Origin of the sequence: Klebsiella sp. Q2, from assembly GCF_009900705.1 — a bacterium.
GTDB lineage: Bacteria > Pseudomonadota > Gammaproteobacteria > Enterobacterales > Enterobacteriaceae > Klebsiella > Klebsiella quasipneumoniae.
In genome coordinates, this window is the sequence record NZ_JAAABE010000004.1 from 392839 (window position 1) to 413216 (window position 20378).

General features: G+C 58.4%; 16 protein-coding genes. 4 read left to right on the forward strand and 12 right to left on the reverse strand.

Annotated features, from left to right (window positions below):
- The first annotated feature begins 275 nt into the window (after positions 1–275).
- A complete protein-coding gene (sanA, locus tag GT756_RS17360) occupies positions 276–992 on the forward strand; it encodes an outer membrane permeability protein SanA (protein WP_004201624.1) in 717 nt (238 codons plus the stop codon).
- Positions 993–1061: 69 nt separating this feature from the next.
- Here sanA and mglC read toward each other — a convergent pair whose 3' ends face one another.
- From mglC to folE, 6 genes are all read right to left on the reverse strand, one after another.
- Positions 1062–2072, reverse strand: a complete 1011-nt coding sequence (mglC, locus tag GT756_RS17365) for a galactose/methyl galactoside ABC transporter permease MglC (protein WP_002912871.1) — start codon at positions 2070–2072, stop codon at positions 1062–1064.
- A 15-nt stretch (positions 2073–2087) separates the two neighbouring features.
- Positions 2088–3608, reverse strand: a complete 1521-nt coding sequence (mglA, locus tag GT756_RS17370) for a galactose/methyl galactoside ABC transporter ATP-binding protein MglA (RefSeq protein WP_004201625.1) — start codon at positions 3606–3608, stop codon at positions 2088–2090.
- Positions 3609–3726: 118 nt separating this feature from the next.
- Positions 3727–4725 (reverse strand): galactose/glucose ABC transporter substrate-binding protein MglB, encoded by a 999-nt coding sequence (mglB, locus tag GT756_RS17375; protein ID WP_004201626.1) that lies wholly within the window; start codon positions 4723–4725, stop codon positions 3727–3729.
- 295 nt (positions 4726–5020) lie between these two features.
- Entirely contained in the window at positions 5021–6043 is a 1023-nt protein-coding gene (gene galS / locus GT756_RS17380; protein WP_160124959.1) for an HTH-type transcriptional regulator GalS, read from the reverse strand.
- Between the two features lie 155 nt (positions 6044–6198).
- The gene (gene yeiB / locus GT756_RS17385; RefSeq protein WP_004201630.1) at positions 6199–7356 is read right to left on the reverse strand and encodes a DUF418 domain-containing protein YeiB; all 1158 of its coding nucleotides are present in this window, start codon (positions 7354–7356) and stop codon (positions 6199–6201) included.
- 15 nt (positions 7357–7371) lie between these two features.
- Positions 7372–8040 carry a GTP cyclohydrolase I FolE gene (gene folE / locus GT756_RS17390; RefSeq protein ID WP_004201633.1) on the reverse strand — a complete coding sequence of 223 codons (669 nt, stop codon included), beginning with the start codon at positions 8038–8040 and terminating at the stop codon, positions 7372–7374.
- Between the two features lie 360 nt (positions 8041–8400).
- Here folE and fghA point away from each other — a divergent pair, with 360 nt between their 5' ends.
- On the forward strand, positions 8401–9234 hold the full coding sequence (fghA, locus tag GT756_RS17395; protein ID WP_004201634.1) for an S-formylglutathione hydrolase: 834 nt from the start codon (positions 8401–8403) through the stop codon (positions 9232–9234).
- A gap of 70 nt (positions 9235–9304) precedes the next feature.
- Here fghA and cirA read toward each other — a convergent pair whose 3' ends face one another.
- From cirA to yieE, 3 genes are all read right to left on the reverse strand, one after another.
- Entirely contained in the window at positions 9305–11278 is a 1974-nt protein-coding gene (gene cirA, locus GT756_RS17400; protein ID WP_023318747.1) for a catecholate siderophore receptor CirA, read from the reverse strand.
- A 300-nt stretch (positions 11279–11578) separates the two neighbouring features.
- Positions 11579–13048 (reverse strand): amino acid permease, encoded by a 1470-nt coding sequence (locus GT756_RS17405; protein WP_004201637.1) that lies wholly within the window; start codon positions 13046–13048, stop codon positions 11579–11581.
- A gap of 181 nt (positions 13049–13229) precedes the next feature.
- The gene (gene yieE / locus GT756_RS17410; protein ID WP_023318748.1) at positions 13230–14096 is read right to left on the reverse strand and encodes a DNA-binding transcriptional regulator YeiE; all 867 of its coding nucleotides are present in this window, start codon (positions 14094–14096) and stop codon (positions 13230–13232) included.
- Positions 14097–14361: 265 nt separating this feature from the next.
- On the opposite strand from yieE, the gene GT756_RS17415 reads away from it, so the two are divergent.
- Together GT756_RS17415 and nfo are read left to right on the forward strand one after the other, a co-directional pair.
- Positions 14362–15411 (forward strand): YeiH family protein, encoded by a 1050-nt coding sequence (locus GT756_RS17415; RefSeq protein ID WP_004201639.1) that lies wholly within the window; start codon positions 14362–14364, stop codon positions 15409–15411.
- Positions 15412–15482: 71 nt separating this feature from the next.
- The gene (gene nfo, locus GT756_RS17420; RefSeq protein WP_023318749.1) at positions 15483–16337 is read left to right on the forward strand and encodes a deoxyribonuclease IV; all 855 of its coding nucleotides are present in this window, start codon (positions 15483–15485) and stop codon (positions 16335–16337) included.
- Positions 16338–16389: 52 nt separating this feature from the next.
- Here the strand turns inward: nfo and fruA are convergent, their stop codons facing one another.
- From fruA to fruB, 3 genes are read right to left on the reverse strand one after another with little or no spacing between them, the layout of a single operon-like run.
- Complete coding sequence (fruA, locus tag GT756_RS17425) at positions 16390–18084, reverse strand: PTS fructose transporter subunit IIBC (RefSeq protein WP_004201641.1); 1695 nt, start codon at positions 18082–18084, stop codon at positions 16390–16392.
- 16 nt (positions 18085–18100) lie between these two features.
- Positions 18101–19039, reverse strand: coding sequence for a 1-phosphofructokinase (gene fruK / locus GT756_RS17430; protein WP_002912941.1), 939 nt, complete (start codon positions 19037–19039; stop codon positions 18101–18103).
- Entirely contained in the window at positions 19040–20170 is a 1131-nt protein-coding gene (gene fruB / locus GT756_RS17435) for a fused PTS fructose transporter subunit IIA/HPr protein (RefSeq protein ID WP_160124960.1), read from the reverse strand. It abuts the gene before it with no gap.
- Positions 20171–20378: the final 208 nt, after the last annotated feature.

Sequence of the window (20378 nt, forward strand, 5' to 3'; positions counted from 1 at the left end):
TCCGCCTGCGCAGACGGCCGGATGGCGTCTTCGGCTTATCCGGCCGACCTTTTATACCCTTAGGTGTCGGGTGGCGCTACGCTTACCCGACCTACGGTTCGCGCCATGGCGAGCTGAAGATCCCTATGCCGGGTGTCGGCTCACGCCTTACCCGGCCTGCGTTCGGCGATCTGTCTATATTGCTGAAAATCCCCGCAATCAAACGCGGGTTTCTTGCGCTTACCCGGCGGGTAAAGTAGCCTGAAGACTCCGTTGTCTATTATTGAGCCAAGTTCATGTTAAAGCGTGTGTTCTACAGCCTGTTAGTCCTGCTCGGCCTGCTGCTGTTGACCGTGCTGGGTCTTGACCGTTGGATGAGCTGGAAAACCGCGCCCTATATCTATGACGAGCTGCAGGATCTCCCCTACCGCCAGGTCGGCGTGGTGCTGGGCACTGCTAAATACTACCGCACCGGGGTAATCAATCAGTATTACCGCTACCGCATCCAGGGCGCGCTCAACGCCTACAACAGCGGCAAGGTCAACTATCTGCTGCTGAGCGGGGATAACGCCCTGCAAAGCTACAATGAACCGATGACGATGCGCCGGGACCTGATCAAAGGCGGCGTCGATCCGGCGGATATCGTGCTGGACTATGCCGGTTTCCGCACGCTTGATTCGATCGTCCGCACCCGCAAAGTGTTCGACACCAACGACTTCATTATCATCACCCAGCGCTTCCACTGCGAACGGGCGTTGTTTATCGCCCTGCATATGGGGATCCAGGCCCAGTGCTACGCGGTGCCGTCGCCGAAGGATATGTGGAGCGTGCGGCTGCGCGAATTCGGCGCCCGCTTTGGCGCGCTGGCGGACCTCTACATCTTCAAACGGGAACCGCGCTTCCTTGGCCCTTTAATCCCGATTCCGGCGCAGCAGCACGACGTGCCGGATGACGCCCAGTCCTACCCGGCGGTCACGCCGGAGCAGCTGCTGGAGCTGCAGAAAGAAAAGTAGCCTCCATCATCGCATCCGTTTCAGGTATAAAAAACCCGCGCCAGGCGCGGGTTTTTACTCAGGCATAAATTACTTCTTACGGGCGTATTTCAGGGAATCCAGCGCCACGGCGAAGATAATGATCGCCCCCTTAATGATGTACTGCCAGTAAGGGTTGACGCCAATGTAGGTCAGGCCGTAGTTGATCACGGTGAAGATAATTACCCCTGTCACCACGCCGAATACGGTCCCTACCCCGCCGCTGAACGATACACCGCCCACCACGCAGGCGGCGATGGCGTCCAGTTCGTACATAAAGCCGAGGTTATTGGTCGCCGAGCCGATACGACCGGCTTCCAGCAGGCCGCCGAAGGCGTAGAACACCCCGGAGAGGGCATAGATCATCAGCAGGTTCAACGCCACGTTAACCCCGGAGACTTTCGCCGCTTCCGGGTTACCGCCGATAGCGAAAATGTTTTTGCCAAAGCGCGTCTTGTTCCACAGGATCCAGACAAAGAAGACGGCAATCAGCGCGTAGAAGGTAATGTAGGACAGGCGGAACGAGCCCAGCGCCACAAACCCCTGCGCGAAATGGGAGAAGTGACTGTCGAAGCCGGAGATCGGCGACGCGCCCACGAAATCGTAGTACAGCGAGTTAATGCCGTAGACGATGATCATGGTCCCGAGGGTGGTAATAAACGGCGTTACGTTCAGATAGGCAATGACGATCCCGTTAATCAGCCCGATGACCGCCCCGATGGCGCATACCAGCAGGATGACCAGTGGGATCGGCATGGTCGCCATATCCGGGAACACCTTGTTGGCATTATCCACCGCCTGCAGCATGGTCGCGGCAATCACCGCCGCCAGTCCCACCTGACGGCCGGCGGAGAGGTCCGTGCCCTGCGTGACGATAAGCCCGGCCACGCCGAGGGCAATAATAATACGCACCGAGGACTGGGTCAGAATATTACTCAGGTTGAGCAGACTTAAAAATGTCGGATCCTGGAAAATAATAATGGCCAACAGGACCAGAAGGACGACGTATATCCCACCCTCTTTCAGGTAAGTGAGAAAACTCTTTTTATTTAACGCACTCATGTGAAGCCCCTGATCTTAAAGGTGCAATGACGCAAGACGCAGTATTTCGTTTTGCGTGGTGGTTTTAGTCTCAACAATGCCCGCGACCAGGCCGTTGCTCATTACCAGAATGCGGTCGGTAATCCCCAGCAGTTCCGGCATTTCGGAAGAAATAATAATGATCCCTTTATCTTTTTTAGCCAGCTCGGCAATCAGCTGATAGATCTCGAATTTGGCGCCGACGTCGATACCGCGCGTCGGCTCGTCCAGCATCAGGATCTCCGGCTGGGTCAGCAGCCAGCGGCCAATAATGACCTTTTGCTGGTTACCACCGGAAAGCGAACCAATCTGCGTATGCTGGCCGGGGGTTTTAACGCGCATGGAGTCAATCACCCATTGGGTATCGCTCTTCATCCGCGAGTTATCCAGCAAGCCGACGCTGTTTTTATATTTCTTAATATTGGAGATCAGCGAGTTAAAACCGATGTCCAGATAGGCGTAAATTCCGGTGGAGCGCCGCTCCTCGGTTACCAGCGCAAAACCGTGGTTAATCGCCTCATTGGCGCTGTGGTTGTTGATCTTCTTCCCGTGCAGGGTGATGGTGCCGCTGGCCTTCTCACGGATCCCGAACAGGGTCTCCACGATGTCGGTACGCTTCGCGCCCACCAGACCGGCGATACCGAGAATTTCGCCCTTATGCAGGTCGAAGGAGACATCGCGAATGGAGGGCTGGCGCAGGGAGGTGAGATTGCGCACCTGGAGGATGACTTCCCCCGGGGTGTTTTCACGATCCGGGAAGCGCTGATTGAGCGAACGCCCGACCATCATGGCGATGATCTTGTCCATATCCAGCCCTTCCAGCGGCTGGGTAGCGATCCACTGGCCGTCGCGCAGGATGGTAATTTCATCGCACAGCTGGAAAATCTCTTCCATTTTGTGCGAGATATAGACGATACCGCAGCCGCGATCTTTCAGCTTGCGGATGATCTTGAACAGATGGTTGACCTCTTTCTCCGTCAGCGATGACGTCGGCTCGTCCATGATGACGATTTTGGCGTCATAGGAAAACGCCTTCGCGATCTCAATCATCTGCATCTGAGATACCGATAAAGTCCCGACGCGGGCGCGCGGATCGATATCAATATCCAGCTCATCAAAAATAGCCTTGGTATCCCGGTACATTTTGTCCTGATCGACAAACATGCCTTTGGTGGGATAGCGGCCGAGCCACATGTTGTCCATGACCGAACGCTGTAAGACCAGGTTTAATTCCTGATGCACCATCGAAATACCGTTTTCCAGGGCTTCTTTCGCCGAATGGAAATCGATCTCTTTTCCCTGAAAAAGAATGCTGCCGGAATCTTTTTGATAGATCCCAAAAAGGCATTTTAATAATGTCGATTTTCCGGCGCCGTTCTCACCCATTAACGCATGAATGGAGTGCGGACGAACCTTCAGGTTGACATTATCAAGAGCCTTGACGCCAGGAAACGATTTGTTGATGTTGGTCATCTCCAACAAATATTCGCCTGACCGTTCGCTATTATTGCTGACCATAGTTATACCTGGCTGCGTTCATGCACTCCCCGTCCGGCGCAATAACGCCAGCAGGAGTCTGGTTCTGTATCAGGAATAATCGGGCGTGGATAACCCACGCCCGCAACTCACATCACGATTATTTGCCGGTAAACTGGCTCAGGTTGTCTTTATCGACCCCCACGTAGGGGACGCGAACAATCTTGTTGTCAATTTTCCAGTTGGTGCCTGCCGCCGCCTCTTTTCCGTCGGCAAGGTTTTTCGCCAGCTCGAAGGTCGCTTTCGCCTGGTTGTTAGCATCGTTCAGCACGGTACCGGCCATCGCGCCGGATTTCACCAGCGCCAGGGCTTCCGGCAGGGCGTCAACGCCGAACACCGGAATGCTGCTCTTGTTGTGCGCTTTCAGCGCTTCAACCGCACCCATCGCCATGGCGTCATTGTTGGCGATCACCACTTCAATCTTGTTCGCATTCGGGCCGGAGAGCCAGGCGTCCATTTTGTCTTTCGCCTGGGCGGTATCCCACATAGCGGTGTCCATCTGCAGCTGCTGGGTCTTCAGACCTTTATCGTTCAGCTCTTTGATAACGTAGGTGGTACGCGCTTCCGCATCCGGATGGCCCGGCTCGCCTTTCAGCAGGACGTACTGGATCTGGCCGTCTTTATTCAGATCCCAGTTCGGGTTTGCTTTCCAGTGCTTGGCGATCAGATCGCCCTGAATAATCCCGGACTCTTTCGAGTCGGTACCGACGTAGTAAGCCTTGTCATAACTATCCAGCGCTTTACGGGAAGGCTCTTTGTTGAAGAACACCACCGGAATATTCTGCCCGCGCGCTTTTTCGATGACCGTTCCCGCCGCAGCCGGGTCAACCAGGTTGATCGCCAGGGCTTTCACGCCTTTCGCCAGCAGCACGTCAATCTGATCGTTTTGTTTCGACTGGTCGTTCTGCGAGTCATTCATCAGCAGCTGGACGTCAGGCGCGGATTTGCCATCTTTTTCAATCGCCTTACGCACCACCGACATAAAGTTGTCGTCATATTTATAAATCGTCACGCCGATACGGGTATCTGCTGCGTGTGCTGCGGCGCCAAATAACAGACCAGCCATTACAGCAGAGAGGGTAAACACCTTCTTATTCATGGAATCTCCGGTTTTATTATGCAGGGTCATTTTTGTGAAAAGTGCGGGCGGGACTTGTTGCATTAGTGTTACCGCACAACGCATTTCACGACGAAAATTCGGTCTTCCGTGTCGGGTAACGCTCCAGGAAAATACGACTCTAATACTCGTTTAACGCCTTGTTCCTAATAGTAAAAGTGAGGATTTCCCATCACCTTGTGGTTCAGACTGGTAAACGCTGCCATCATAATCAGGCGAATGTTAATATACTGTGAATTTACTCACAAATTGAAAGCGGTTACATCCCGCTGCCGCTTCAGTTAGTGATCGGCCCCACAGTTTGCCGCTGGGCAACGGAGTGACGGCGCACCAGGGTCGGCATAAAGCAGTGCGTCGCCTCGCGATCCAGCTTGCCGGCCGCCCCCAGCAGCGCCAGCTCGGTGGCCAGCTTCGCCATCGACATCACCGGATAGCGCACGGTGGTCAGTTGAGGATCGGTGTAACGGGAAATAGGAATATCATCAAAGCCAATCAGCGATAGATGCTGCGGCACGACAATGCCGTTATCCTTTAGCGTTGTCAGCGCGCCGGCCGCCATGCTGTCGTTATAGGCGAACACGGCGGTGAAGCCGAGATTCCGCCCCAGCAGTTCGACCATCGCCGCTTCGCCGCCCTGCATGTCCGGGGAGCCGGACCCGACCCAGCTGTCCGGGGCGATGATGCCCTGCTCCTGCAGCGCTTTGCTCCACCCTTCCCGGCGCATATCGTCGTCTTCAATGCCGTGATTTGAGGAGAGATAGCCGATGCGCTGGTGGCCGTGATTGAGCAGCATGCGGGTAGCCATTAGCGCGCCGCTGACGTTGTCGAGACCCACGCAGCGATGGGCAAAGCCCGGCACGATGCGGTTGATCAGCACCATCCCCGGGATATGTTGCATAAAGTCGCTCAGTTCAGCATCGCTGAGCGCTTTCGAATGGACGATCAGCGCCGAGCAGCGCTGGCGGATCAGCACCTCGATGGCGTGGCGCTCTTTTTCCGCCTCGTGATAGCTGTTGCCGATCAGCACATACTTCTGATGCTGCTGGGCGACGGTATCCACCGCTTTCACCAGCGCGCCGAAGAAGGCATCGGAGACGTCCATCACCACCACGCCGATGGTATCGCTGACCTGGGTGGCCAGCGCCTGGGCATTGGCGTTTGGCCGGTAGCCCAGCTGGGTCACCGCTTTCATCACGACGTCGCGCGTATCCGGACTCACCAGCGCGCTGTTGTTCAGCACCCGCGACACGGTGGCCACGGATACGCCCGCCTGGCGGGCGACATCACGAATGGTGATCATACTCAGCGACCTTAAGAGAATTACAGCACGTCACATTCACCTCCTGTGCTCAGCAAGGAGGCTATTCTGGCAGCGACCCGCGGTCCGCTACGTGAGTGAGGTCACACGGCTGGAAACGTTTACATCCGTTTTGTTAATGATTGTGATCGAGATCGTTATCTGGATGTGTCTTTCAATGATGTCCCTGACGCACGCAGGGTTAACTGACGCCACAGCCATTCCACCGGCCCCTGGCGGAAGCGGCGCAGCCAGAGTGATGACAGAAGGAGGTTTACGGCCCAGATGGGGGGAACAAAGGCCAGCAGCTGCAGACGATCGAAGCGCATAAACAGCCCGAGATGATAAAACAGGGTGGTGCAGATCAGGGTCTGCAGCAAATAGTTGGTCAGCGCCATGCGTCCAACGCAGGCGATAGCCCCCACCAGGCGGAAACGGCAGAGCTGCGGCCAGTAGCCCCAGGCCAGCGAGGCATAGCCGATAGCCTGCAGCGGGGCGCTCAGTTCACGCGGCGCCTGCAGTAAAAACGCGCACCAGCGATAGTCCCAGGCCAGATACCACTGGGCGACGATGGCCGGCACATTCACCGCCATCCCGGCCGCCACCAGCAGCACGCCGGTGCGCCGATAGTGACGCTGGCTGAACTGCCCTTTCAGCCAGCCGCTGCGCATCAGCGCCGCGCCTATCAGCATCATCCCCGCCAGCTGCCAGCCATACTGCGCGCCGAGCGCCAGCAGATTGTCCGACAGCATATCCGCCCGGTTGCTGACCGCCTCCATGCCGCCGTGCAGCTTCCAGTACTGCTCATACTGCAGATTGGCCGCGTCCGGGACCCAGGAGCGATTGGCTGCGGGTCCGGAGATCATCCCCAGCAGGACCAGCACCGCAATGCCGGTGAGGTAGAGCACCACCCCGGTGTTGAACAGCGATTTGACATGCTGCGCCTCGCGCACCATGCGCCAGCTCACCAGCCCCACCAGGGCGTAGGCCAGCAGAATATCGCCATCCCAGAAGAAAAGACCGTGAATGAAACCAAGCAGCGCCAGCAGGGTCAGGCGCGACTGGATCCAGCGTTTTCCGCGGGGGAGCAGAAGCTGCAGACCGGCGCCAAACAGCAGCGCGAACAGGGTGAGAAATTTCACCTGCGCCAGCAGGTCGAGAAGCGCCCAGGTCCAGGTATCGCCGAGGGTCGCGCTTCCTGACCAGGCCGGATTGAGGTAAGCGGCCTTCGGCAAGCCGAAGGCGCTGATATTGAGAAGCAGGATACCGAGGATGGCGACGCCGCGGACAAAGTCCAGCGTGACATTTCTCTCCATGTACCCTGCTCCGTTTTAGCTGTGGTGACGTACTGCGCGCAGGAATTCCTGGCGGGTATTCTGGCTGGATTTGAACAGGCCACCGAGGGAGGTGGTAGTAGTGGCGCTGGTCGCGTCGCGGATGCCGCGCGCTTTCACGCAGTAATGCACCGCGTCAATGGATACCGCCACGTTGCTGGTGCCGAGCAGCGTCTGCAGCGCAATCAGGATCTGCTGCGTCAGACGCTCCTGGACCTGCGGACGCTGGGCGAAAAACTGCACGATACGGTTGATTTTCGACAGGCCGATCACCGAATCTTTCGGGATATAGGCTACCGTCGCTTTACCATCGATGGTGACGAAATGGTGTTCACAGGTGCTGGTCAGGGTGATATCGCGTACAGTGACCATTTCATCGACCTTCATTTTGTTTTCAATGACGGTGATTTTCGGGAAGCGAGAATAATCCAGTCCGGAGAAGATCTCATCGACATACATTTTGGCGATGCGATGCGGGGTCTCCATCAGACTGTCATCACTCAGATCCAGATTCAGCAGTTGCATAATCTCGGTCATATGACCGGTAATCAAACGCTTGCGTGTTTCGTTATCAATTTCTTGTACTGGCGCACGCATCGGCGTCTCCAGCCCACGAGCGACCAGCGCTTCATGAACGAGGACGGCTTCTTTACTCAGTGATGACATTTGGGTTTCTCCTGCAGGTGTGGCGCTCTTTGCTTTTTCTGGGGGCAAAGTTTGTATTCATTGTGCGTGAGGCGGCGCACAGAATCCAGTAGCCGTAACGATAATTATTGAAATTGGCGCTGCCTTTTATTAAGGCGCGAAGTCTCGCCTCAAGCGCGGCGCCAAATCCCTACCGCCGAATCCGGAATGATCCAACCGCTGTACGCATCCATAAGCGCCATCGCTACACCGGCATGTTGGCTATAAGTTGCATTAATGATGCAGTAAGTTCTCAAAAGGAGAAAGTGAAAGTTGCTCACCGGCTAATGAAATATCTGTATTATGAACGTTTACGCGCACACCCCTTCCGAGGAGCCTTGCATGGAACTGCTTGAAGAGCATCGCTGTTTTGACGGCCGGCAACAACGCTGGCGTCATCACTCCCCTGTCCTGAACTGCGCCATGACGTTCAGCATTTTTTTACCGCCTGAGCGCGAAACGCCGCCGCCGGTGCTGTACTGGCTGTCCGGGCTGACCTGTAACGATGAAAACTTTACCACCAAGGCGGGCGCGCAGCGCATTGCCGCCGAGCTGGGCATCGCGCTGGTGATGCCGGATACCAGCCCGCGCGGTGACGAGGTGGCCAACGACGACAGTTACGATCTGGGGCAAGGCGCCGGCTTCTACCTGAACGCCACCCAGGCGCCCTGGGCGGCGCACTACCGAATGTACGATTACCTGCGCGACGAACTGCCCGCGATTATCCGCAGCGAGTTTAGCATCGGCGACCGCTGCGCCATCAGCGGCCACTCGATGGGCGGTCACGGCGCGCTTATCATGGCGCTCAACAATCCCGGCCGCTACGTCAGCGTCTCCGCCTTCGCGCCGATCGTCAATCCCTCCCAGGTGCCGTGGGGTAAGAAAGCGTTTACCGCCTATCTCGGCGCCGATGAATCGACATGGCACGCCTGGGACAGCTGCGCCCTGATGCAGGCCAGCCAGCCGGCGGACGCTGTGCCGACGCTTATCGATCAGGGCGACAGCGATCCATTCCTTGCCGGACAGTTGCAGCCGGCGGTACTGGCGGAGGTCGCGCGGCAGAAGGCCTGGCCGTTAACGCTGCGCATCCAGCCCGGTTACGACCACAGCTACTACTTCATTGCCTCGTTTATTGAAGACCATTTGCGCTTCCATGCGCAGCATCTCTTTGGCTAAACGCAAATGCGCCGCGAAGCTGCTTCGCGGCGCATGTTCAGGCCTACAGGACGCGTTTTAGCGCCGGCAATCAGAAGCGATAATCCACCGCCATAAAGTAGCGACGGCCCTCTTCGGTATAGCTGTAGTCGTCCCGGCTGAGATCTTTATCGCCCACGTTCTGCACCCCGGAGCGCAGTTTCACATTCTTGGTGACCTGCCACGCCGCGCCGACGTCAAACAGGGTATAGCCGCCCGGCGTTTTGCCGGTGGCGCTCACCGCGCGCTGCTGGCCAGTATAGTTGGCTGTCACGTAGAAGGACCAGTCATCCAGCGGTTTCCAGTCGAGCGTGCCGTTGGCGGTATGGAACGGCAGCGTCTGCAGCGGTTTGTCGCCGCCGTTGCTCAGATCGCGACCATCGTTGTAGGTGTAGTTCACCGTCAGCTTCCACTCATCGCCAAACGGGATCTTCACCTCGGTTTCCACCCCTTTGATGCGCGCTTTGTTGACGTTGAAATAGCGGAAGATCGGCACGCGCTTGCCGTTGACGGTTTTCCAGCCGACAAAGTTCGGGTAGCCCGGCGCTTCGCTGGCGCTGGAGGTGCGCAGAACATCGATCATGTCGTCGACATTATTCTGGAAGGTGGTGATGCTGCCTTCGACATTTTCAAGCCAGCCCTCTTCCCCGCGGTAGTAGAGACCGAGCTCGAAGCTTTCGCTGGTTTCCGGTTTTAGATCCGGGTTACCAACGATGCTGCACGAGCCGCGGCAGGAGTTGGTGGTCCAGTCGGGATTAAGCTGCAGCAGGGACGGGGCTTTAAACGCCGTCGCCCAGCCGCCTTTAACGGTGACGGTATCGGTGGCGTTATACACCAGATAGGCGCGCGGGCTCCAGTGATCGCCATAGGTCTGATGGTCGTCCATACGAATGCCGGTGGTCAGCGCCAGCGGCTCGATGATGCGCCATTCGTCTTCAATAAACAGGGCGTACTGGCTGGCCGACGTTGACTGACCGCCGCTGCTCAGGTTGACCGGATCTTTCAGCTTGTCGTGGCGCCATTCGCCGCCGAAGGTCACCAGCTGGTTAATCATGTCCAGCGGCAGAACGTACTTGCCGTCGATGGCATTGCTTTCCGAAGTGATGGTCCCATTCTGCCCCGGATTTTTGTTATCCACCTTTTCGCCGTAGAACTTGAGCTCGCTGTTGCCCATATCCCAGCGGCCGTTATGGCTCAGGGAGTAGTTCTCACGCTCAAGGCGGTTGCGGTCAAGGGAATCGGAGTCGCGATCCTGGCGGTCAAAGCCATAGCCCGCGGTGAAATCGTGGCTGTCGTTCGGCGTCCAGGCGAATTCAACATTGCCATCGCGGCTGGTGAAGCCCTCGATGCGCGGCGTTTCGCCGGTGGCATTGCTGGAGGACTGCGGATCGTCCTTGGCGCGTTTCGCCAGGCTGCCGTAGGCCTTCATCCCGAGCACGCCGTCGATCAGCGGGCCGCTGGTGAAGAACTGGCCGTTCCAGGTATCCCCGCGGTCGCGGTGCTCCTGGATGGTGGTATCAGCGCTCAGCGTCCCGGTCCATTTCTGGCCGATTTTTTTGGTAATAATGTTGACAACGCCGCCGAGCGCATCGGAGCCGTACAGGGAAGACATCGGGCCGCGCACCACTTCGATACGTTCGATGGCATCCACCGGGATCCAGTTAAGGTCGAAGTCGTTGTGGCGGAAGACGGCGTTCCGCGAGTTGACGCGCTTGCCGTCAACCAGGATCAGGGTATAGCTGCTGCTCAGACCGCGGATGCTGACGCCTTTGCGGTTATCCCCTTCGTTGGTGAGCTGGACCCCGGGCACATCGCGCAGTACGTCTTTCAGGTTCTGGACCGGCTTGCGCTGCAAATCCTGCTGAGTGATGACGCTGATGCTCGCCGGCGCGTCTTTGACGCTCTGTTCAGTCGCCGAGGCGGTCACCACCAGCGTTTCTTCATTCACGTCGGCCAGGGCCGGAAACGCCAACGATACGACGGACGCAGACAATCCCGCCCGGATGAAAGGGTTTAACCTGAACATTCCAAATCTCCATGAGGTGTACAACCAAACAAACAAAAAAGGTGCTGCTCACACGCGCTGGCGGCCTGCCGCTCTGTCGGCGGTAGACTCGCTGTTTTCTTGTCGATGTGGCTGGTCGCCCGATGTCAGTCTGTACACATGGCAGAGACGGGGGAGTGGCTTCATCCGTAATGGTCGGAAATGATAAAGATAATGATTTCTATTATCAATATAATTATGAAGAATTGTGTCAGGCTGTAACTGCGCGGACATAAAAAAAGCCCTCTGTATCAGAGGGCTTATGCTGTATCACCGCCGGGATTAACGCTTAAAGCGGTCCGGGAAGGTCATATCGCTGTAACGAACGAAGCGGGTGCCTTTCGCCAGTTTGTAGCCAAACCAGATGACGAGGAACAGCGGAATACCGATGTAGGTCGCCGCCACACCGCCCCAGTCAATGGTGTCCTTGAGGAACGCTTCATAGTTCTGTCCCAGGGTGATGATGAGGCACAGCACGAAGGCGAAGATCGGCCCCAGCGGGAAGAACCCGGAACGATACGGCAGGTTATTGAGATCGTTACCCTGCAGGACGTAGCCGCGACGGAAACGGTAGTGGCTGATGGCAATCCCCAGCCAAGCGATAAAGCCCGTCATCCCGGAGGTGTTCAGCAGCCACAGGTAGACCGTCTGGTTACCGAACATTGAAGTCAGGAAGCACAGCGCCGCGATAACGGTGGTCGCGTACAGGGCGTTGCGCGGCACGCCGCCACGCGACAGCTTCGAGAAGATGCGCGGCGCTTTGCCGTCGCAGGCCAGGGTATACAGCATACGCGTAGAGGCGTACATCCCCGAGTTACCCGCCGACAGAACGGCCGTCAGGATAACGGCGTTCATGATCGCCGCCGCCGACAGCAGACCGGCGTGCTGGAAGACCAGCGTGAACGGGCTGACGGAGATATCTTTAACGTCGTTGCGCAGCAGGCTCGGATCGGTATATGGAATGATCAGGCTGATAATCAGGATCGCGAAGACGTAAAACAGCAGGATACGCCAGAAGACCTGGCGCACCGCGCGCGGAATGTTCTTCTCCGGGTTCTCAGACTCACCGGCGGCAATACCGATAAGCTCGGTGCCCTGGAAGGAGAAGCCGACAATCATCGCCACGCCGATCATCGCCGAGAAGCCGCCGGCAAACGGCGCATCCGCGATCCCCCAGTTGCTCCAGCCGGCAGGCTGCGCCCCTTTGAAGATGCCGACAATCATCATCACGCCGACGATGATAAAGATAATGACGGTGGCCACTTTGATCAGCGAGAACCAGTATTCCGCCTCGCCAAAGCCGCGCACCGAGATCCAGTTCAGCAGGAACATAATGCCGAGGAACAAGGCGCTCCAAATCCAGCCCGGGGTGTCAGGGAACCAGTAGCTCATCACCAGCTGCGAGGCCACCAGATCAACGGCGATCGTTACCGCCCAGTTGTACCAGTAGTTCCAGCCCAGCGCGAAGCCAAAGCCCTCTTCAACATAATTCTGCCCGTAGGTGGCGAAGGAACCGGACACCGGCATAAACGCCGCCAGTTCGCCCAGGCTGGTCATCAGGAAATAGACCATCAGACCGATCAGAATATAAGACAGCAGCGCCCCGCCGGGACCTGCTTGCGAAATCGTTGCGCCAGAGGCAACAAAAAGACCCGTACCGATGGAACCGCCGATGGCGATCATGGTCAAGTGGCGCGCCTTCAGTTCACGACGTAGCGTGGGCGCTTCTGTGGTTTTAGTTTCCGAAACCATGTGATAATGCTATCCATCCAAAAAATGAGGCGCGATTGTAGCAGACGATCGGGGTTCCATCCGGTACAAATGCAAAGTTATAAGAGAGCTTCATGATCGACCGCAAATTATTAGTAAAGCACTAACCTGCGGAATTGCCAGCAAATTCCCCCCACCATTATCAGGCGATAAAGCCGGATCGCTACACCTGGCAATACTGCAGAAAACGTTGTAATGCTTTGGAAATATGCTTCTGCCGGTGGTGGATCCGCCATAGCGTGCGCGTCAGCCGGGGCAGCGGCACTTTCAGCTCCGCCAGCGTGCCGGAGGCCAGCTGTTCGGCAATCACCCGCCGCGATAAGCAGCTGATCCCCAGCCCATGGCGTACCGCGTGTTTGATCGCCTCCGAGTTGCCGAGCTCCATCCCCAGATGAAACGCCGGCAGATGCGACAGCAGAACGTAATCGACAATCTCCCGGGTGCCGGATCCATGCTCGCGCAGGATCCACGGCGCCTCGGCCAGTTGCTGCAGGGTCACCTCCCCCGCCAGCAGCGGCGAGTCAGGCGCGGCAAACACCACCAGCTCATCTTCCAGCCACGGCTCGGCAATAATATCGGCGGCATGACACGGCCCCTCGATCAGACCGAAATCCACCCGCAGGTCGGCAACGGCGTTGATCACGTCCAGGCTGTTGCCCACGCTCAGCTCAACCGGCAGATCCGGGAAGTCATGGCGATAGCGGGCAATGATCTCCGGCATAATATAGTTGCCGATGGTGCTGCTGGCGAAGACCCGAATCGCCCCGTTGTCGCCGCGAAACAGCTGCTCGATCTCCAGGGCCCGCTCCAGCAGCGCCAGGGCGCGCGGATAGAGCAGCCGTCCATGCTCATTGACCACCAGCCGCTTGCCGACGCGGTCGAACAGCTGTACGCCGAGCTGCCCTTCCAGATCGGTCAGCGCGGCGCTGACCGCAGATTGCGAAAGCGCCAGCATCTGTGACGCCTGAGTGGTCGACCCACTCTTGTGGACTTCGGCGAACACTTCCAGCTGCCGCAGCGTAATATGCATAACCCACCCGTTGAGTAATCCAGTCTGAATAACCTTTCTTACTATGGTGACACAAATCGAGGCGGCTGATGGAAGGAAAATCCCCTTACGTCACAAAATCATCGTCTTGCTGACAAGAACAGCTCGCCTCCGCGCCTCACTCCCCTGCCCCATTGTCACCGGCGAAGCGGTCATTAACCACTTATTACGATTGATTATAAACATATAATCAATTTTATATTTAATCCCGCGCGGCGTAACCTTTAGGCAGACAAAGGAGAAGGTTATGACAGCACTCACTTTACCCACCAAACATCGTTCCCTGTGGCATTTTGTCCCAGGCCTGGCGCTGACCGCCGCCCTGACCGGCGCCGCCCTGTGGGCCGGTAGCTTTCCGGCCATCGCCGGGGCGGGCTTCAGCGCCCTGACCCTCGCTATCCTGTTCGGGATGGTCGTCGGTAACACGGTCTATCCGAAAATCTGGCAACCCTGCGACGGCGGGGTGATCTTCGCCAAACAGCATCTGCTGCGCCTGGGGATCATCCTCTACGGCTTCCGCCTGACGTTCGCCCAGATTGCCGACGTCGGCGTGAGCGGTATTTTGATTGACGTTCTGACGCTCTCCAGCACCTTTTTCATCGCCTGCTTCCTGGGCCAGAAAGTGTTTGGGCTCGATAAGCACACCAGCTGGCTGATCGGCGCCGGCAGCAGCATCTGCGGCGCTGCAGCTGTGCTCGCCAGCGAGCCGGTGGTCAAAGCCGAAGCCAGTAAAGTGACCGTCGCCGTCGCCACGGTGGTGATCTTCGGTACCATCGCCATCTTCCTCTACCCGGCGATGTACCCGCTGCTGGCGCACTGGTTTACCCCGGAGACCTACGGGATCTATATGGGTTCCACCATGCATGAAGTGGCGCAGGTCGTCGCCGCCGGCCATGCGGTCAGCCCGGATGCGGAGAATGCCGCGGTTATCGCTAAAATGCTGCGCGTGATGATGCTGGCCCCGTTCCTGCTGTTCCTGGCGGCGCGTGTTAAACAGCTGACCCCGGCGGGTAACGGCGAGAAAAGCAAAATCACCATTCCGTGGTTTGCCATTATGTTCATCCTGGTGGCAGTGTTTAACTCCTTCCATCTGCTGCCGAAAGCGGTCGTGGATATGCTGGTGACGCTGGATACCGTCCTGCTGGCGATGGCCATGGCCGCTCTTGGGGTGACCACTCACGTCAGCGCGCTGAAAAAAGCCGGGGCGAAACCGCTGCTGATGGCGCTGATGCTGTTCGTCTGGTTGATTGTCGGCGGCGGGGCCATTAACGTCGCGATCCACAGCCTGATGGCATAAAGCACTACATCTTTCTCCAGTTAAGCCGCTATCATTACCCACCCCCCAGCGGCTTTAACTGGAGTTTTTTTATGAAATACGTAGGAGCGCACGTGAGCGCCTCAGGTGGACTGGCCAATGCCGCCATTCGCGCCGCCGAAATCGAAGCAACCGCCTTCGCCCTCTTCACCAAAAACCAGCGCCAGTGGCGCGCCGCGCCGCTCAGCGACGAGACCATCGCCGAATTCAAAGCCGCCTGTGAAAAGTATCACTTTGGCCCCGGGCAGATCCTGCCGCACGACAGCTACCTGATTAACCTCGGCCATCCGGTGGAAGAAGCGCTGGAAAAATCCCGTGATGCCTTCATCGATGAGATGACCCGCTGCCAGCAGCTGGGGCTGACGCTGCTCAACTTCCACCCCGGCAGCCATCTGCAGCAGATCCCGGAGGAGGAGTGCCTGGCGCGCATCGCCGAATCGATCAATATCGCGCTGGCCAAGACCGAAGGCGTCACCGCCGTGATCGAAAACACCGCCGGCCAGGGCAGCAACCTCGGCTTTAAGTTCGAGCATCTCGCAGCCATCATCGATGGCGTGGAAGATAAAACCCGCGTCGGCGTCTGCATCGATACCTGCCATGCCTTCGCCGCCGGCTACGACCTGCGCAGCGCCGAAGCCTGCGAGAAGACTTTTGCCGACTTCGAGCGTATCGTCGGCTTTCAGTATCTGCGCGGCATGCACCTCAACGATGCCAAGAGCGCCTTTGGCAGCCGGGTTGACCGTCACCATAGTCTGGGGGAAGGCAACATCGGCCACGACTGCTTCAGCTGGATCATGCAGGACAGCCGCTTCGACGGCATTCCGCTGATTCTGGAAACCATCAACCCGGATATCTGGGCGGAAGAGATAGCCTGGCTGCGGGCGCAGCAGATCGCCGAAGTGGCGTAAACAGAGACATAAAAAAAGGGCCGAACAGTCGGCCCTTTTTATTGCGGAGAGATTATGCCGCTTTTTCGACTTCCGCTACCTGCGCTTCCGGGCGTTTCAGCACCGCGTAGGAGAGGCCCGCCACCAGCGTCCCGGCGACAATCGCCAGCAGGTAGCCCAGCACTGGCGTAATCGCCCCCGGGATCAGCAGAACAAACAGCCCGCCGTGCGGCGCCATCAGTTTTGCGCCAATTGCCATCGAGATAGCGCCGGTTACCGCGCCGCCGACGATACAGCAAGGCAGCACGCGCATCGGGTCACGGGCGGCAAAAGGAATCGCCCCTTCAGAGATAAAGCACAGGCCGAGAACCAGCGCGGCTTTGCCCCCTTCCCGCTGCCCTTTGTCGAACTTATTGCGGGCAACCAGCGTCGCGACACCCATCGCCAGCGGAGGCACCATACCGGCCGCCATGATCGCCGCCATCGGCGCGTAAGTCTGGGTACTCAGCAGGCCAACGCCGAAGGCATAGGCCGCTTTGTTCACCGGGCCGCCCATGTCGGTACACATCATCGCGCCGAGGATCGCGCCCAGCAGAACCGCGTTGGCGGTGCCCATGGTTTGCAGCCAGTGGGTCAGCCAGGCGAGGATACCGGCGACCGGTTTACCGATCAGGTAGATCATCGCCAGGCCCACGATCAGGCTGGAAACCAGCGGAATGATCAGGATTGGCTTCAGCGCTTCCATACTCTGCGGCAGTTTCAGCTTAGTGCTGATGGCTTTCGCCACGTAACCGGCAAGGAAACCGGCGATGATCCCGCCGATAAAGCCGGAGCCGCCGCTGACCGCCAGCATACCGCCGATAAGACCCGGGGTCAGACCCGGACGGTCGGCAATAGAGAAGGCGATAAAGCCCGCCAGCACCGGCACCATCAGCGCGAAGGCCGAGCCGCCGCCGATTTGCATCAGCGCCGCCGCCAGGGTGTCTTTTACTTCAAACGCTTTGATCCCGAAGGCAAAGGAGAGCGCGATACACAGGCCGCCCGCCACCACCATCGGCAGCATGTAGGAGACGCCAGTCAGCAGGTGGCGGTAGGCGCCCGCCGACTCTTTTTTACCTTCGCCAGCAGCCTGAGGTTTCCCGGAAGGCTGGTACGGTTTGGCTTCCACCACCGCTTTGTCCAGCTCCTGGGCGGTTTTCTTCAGCGCCAGACCGGTGGTAGTGCGATACATCGGCTTGCCGGCGAATTTCGCCAGGTCGACTTCGATATCAGCGGCGACGATCACTAGATCCGCCTCGGCCACCTCTTCCGGGGTGATAGCATTGCCCGCGCCGACGGAGCCGCGAGTTTCCACTTTCACCCACCATCCGCGTTTTTTCGCTTCGGTTTCAATGGCTTCAGCGGCCATAAAGGTATGGGCAACGCCGGTCGGACAGGCGGTGACCGCGACAATACGTTTCGGTCCGCTGGTGGCCGCCGGGACTGCCGCGGCGGCAGGCGCCGCGTACGGCGTCGCATGGCCCTTGGCTTCGCTCAGGAACAGCTCCGGGTGCGCCACGGCGCGATTAATATCGCCGAGGAAAACCTGTTTGCCGTTCAGCGCGCTGTCAGTGGGCAGCGCCGACCCGAGAACAATCACCAGTTCGGCGTCGTTGGGGTTATCAATCAGTTCAAGGTGCGCTTTTGGCGCGGCGGCGCCCAGCAGGGTTTTCGCCATATAGGCGCGCGCCTGTCCGAGTCCGGCATCAATAATCAGCAGCGTTTTCATTATGCCTCTCCTGCTGTCAATTAAAGGGTTGTAAGTCGACGCGCGCCATCATCGCGGCCAACTGGGTACGGTCGGTGATCCCTACATTGCTCTGGCTGACGGCCAGGGCAGCGACAGCGGTCGCCAGGCGCAGGGTATGTTCGCTGGATTCACGCATCAGCAGGCCGTAAATCAGGCCGCCGACCATCGAATCGCCGGCGCCAACGGTGCTGACCACTTCGACTGAAGGCGGCTTGGCAATCCACTCGCCGGAGGCGTTCACCCACAGCGCGCCCTCTTCGCCCAGGGAAATCACTACGTGAGCGATCCCCTGCTCGCGCAGCGCATGGGCGGCGTCGATAACGTCTTTCATCTCCGGCAGCTTACGGCCAGCCCAGATTTCCAGCTCGCGACGGTTCGGTTTCACCAGCCACGGCGCCGCTTTCAGTCCGGCAACCAGCGCTTCGCGGCTGCTGTCGAAAATGATGCACGGGCACTGGCTGCGCAAACGGGTCATCCAGTCGGTAAAGGCCTCCGGGCTGACGCCGGACGGCAGACTGCCGCTGACGCAGACCATATCGAACTGCCCGAGCCAGCTCAGGGAGTCGTTGACGAAGCGTTCCCAGTCGCCCGGGGTCACTTCAAAGCCGGAGAAGTTGAAATCGGTCACTTCGCCATCTTTTTCCGTCAGCTTAACGTTGATGCGGGTCCGGCCCTGCACCACCTGGAAACGGTTGGCGATCCCCAGCTCGCTGAACAGCTGCTGAAAGCCATCCTGGTTGTCTTTCCCCAGGAAGCCGCCGACGGTGACGTCAATGCCAAGATCTTTCAGCACTTTCGCCACGTTGATGCCTTTCCCGGCGGCGTGCAGGCCGGTGGTACGCACCAGGTTCACTTCACCGCGCTCGATCTCCGGGGTGAAGCCCACCAGATCGTACGCCGGGTTTAAAGTAATGGTTGCTACACGTCTGCTCATTTATGCGCCCTCCCCAAGGCCTGCGGCGATCGCTTCGCCAATCGCATCCAGCGCTTGTTGCGCATCTTCACCCTGCGCGGTAAAGCGCAGACGGTGACCTTTTTTCACACCCAGCGCCACGACCTTCATCAGGCTACGACCGTTGGCCGGCTTGCCGGAACCGTCGAGGTTAGTGACGGTGACGTCACTGGAAAATTGTTTAATGGTGTTGACCAGCATGGTGCCCGGACGGGCATGCAGGCCATGCTCATTGCGCACCACAAATTCGGCGCTCAGCACATCTTCGGCAATCGCGTCGTCGCTGGTCAGCAGCGCCAGCACGGTGGCGGCGTCGGCTTTCAGCAGATGCTCAGCTTTCTTGTCCAGCAGCAGCTTGCTCAGGCGGTTCAGCACCGCGGTTGGCTGCTCGTCGGTCATCGCCACCGTGACCAGCAGGGAAACCGGCTGATCGTCGCGGGTGAAGGCGGTGGCGGCGCGGCTGACCGCCACGGCGCTGCGCAGATTGCCTTCAGCGCTGTCGTTCAGCCAGATGCCCTGACCGAGGTTCAGCGGCGTATCGTTAATGACGTGGCTAACGAAGGCGGAATCCACCGCGCCTGCTTCTTTCAGACGCGCGGCGTTCAGCGCCTGCAGGGTCAGCAGATCGCTGGCCGCGACGTCGAGACTGAGGGTCTCGTTATCCAGCTTCAGCGCTTCGCTCTGTTTCTCTCCCATCAGCAGCGCACGCAGCTCTTCCGCGGTGGTGGCGGACTGCAGCTGGGCGGCGACGGCGTCATCGCTCAGCACGTGGGTCAGCTGACGCAGCAGGCCGAGGTGTTCATCTGAGCTGGCGGCAATCCCGATCGCCACATAGGCGGTCTGCCCTTCGCCCCAGGTGACGCCCTGCGGGAACTGAAACACCTGAACGCCGGTCTTCAGCACCTGATCACGCGTATCCGTCGTGCCGTGCGGGATCGCGATCCCGTTGCCGAGGAAGGTCGAGGTCTGCTGCTCGCGTGCCAGCATGCCGTTCACGTAGCCATCGGCCACGTTGCCGGCGCTGACCAGCGCGGCGGCGGCCTGCCGGATGGCCTCTTCTTTATTACCGGCCTGCTGGCCGGGATGAATATCCTGCACAGATAACTGGAACATGGTTCTCCTCTCCTGCTGAATTGAATCGTTTCAGCTAACTTGAGAAAAAAGGCGCCATCTGACGGTGAACGATATGTCGAATGACGCTGAAACGTTTCAAGAATTTTGTACCTTTCTTGCTCAATGCGCAAGGTACGTCAGCGACTTGATTGCAGAACTTAGAGGTACTGCACACTTTTGCTGAAGCCCTGGCGCCTGGCTGGGGTAA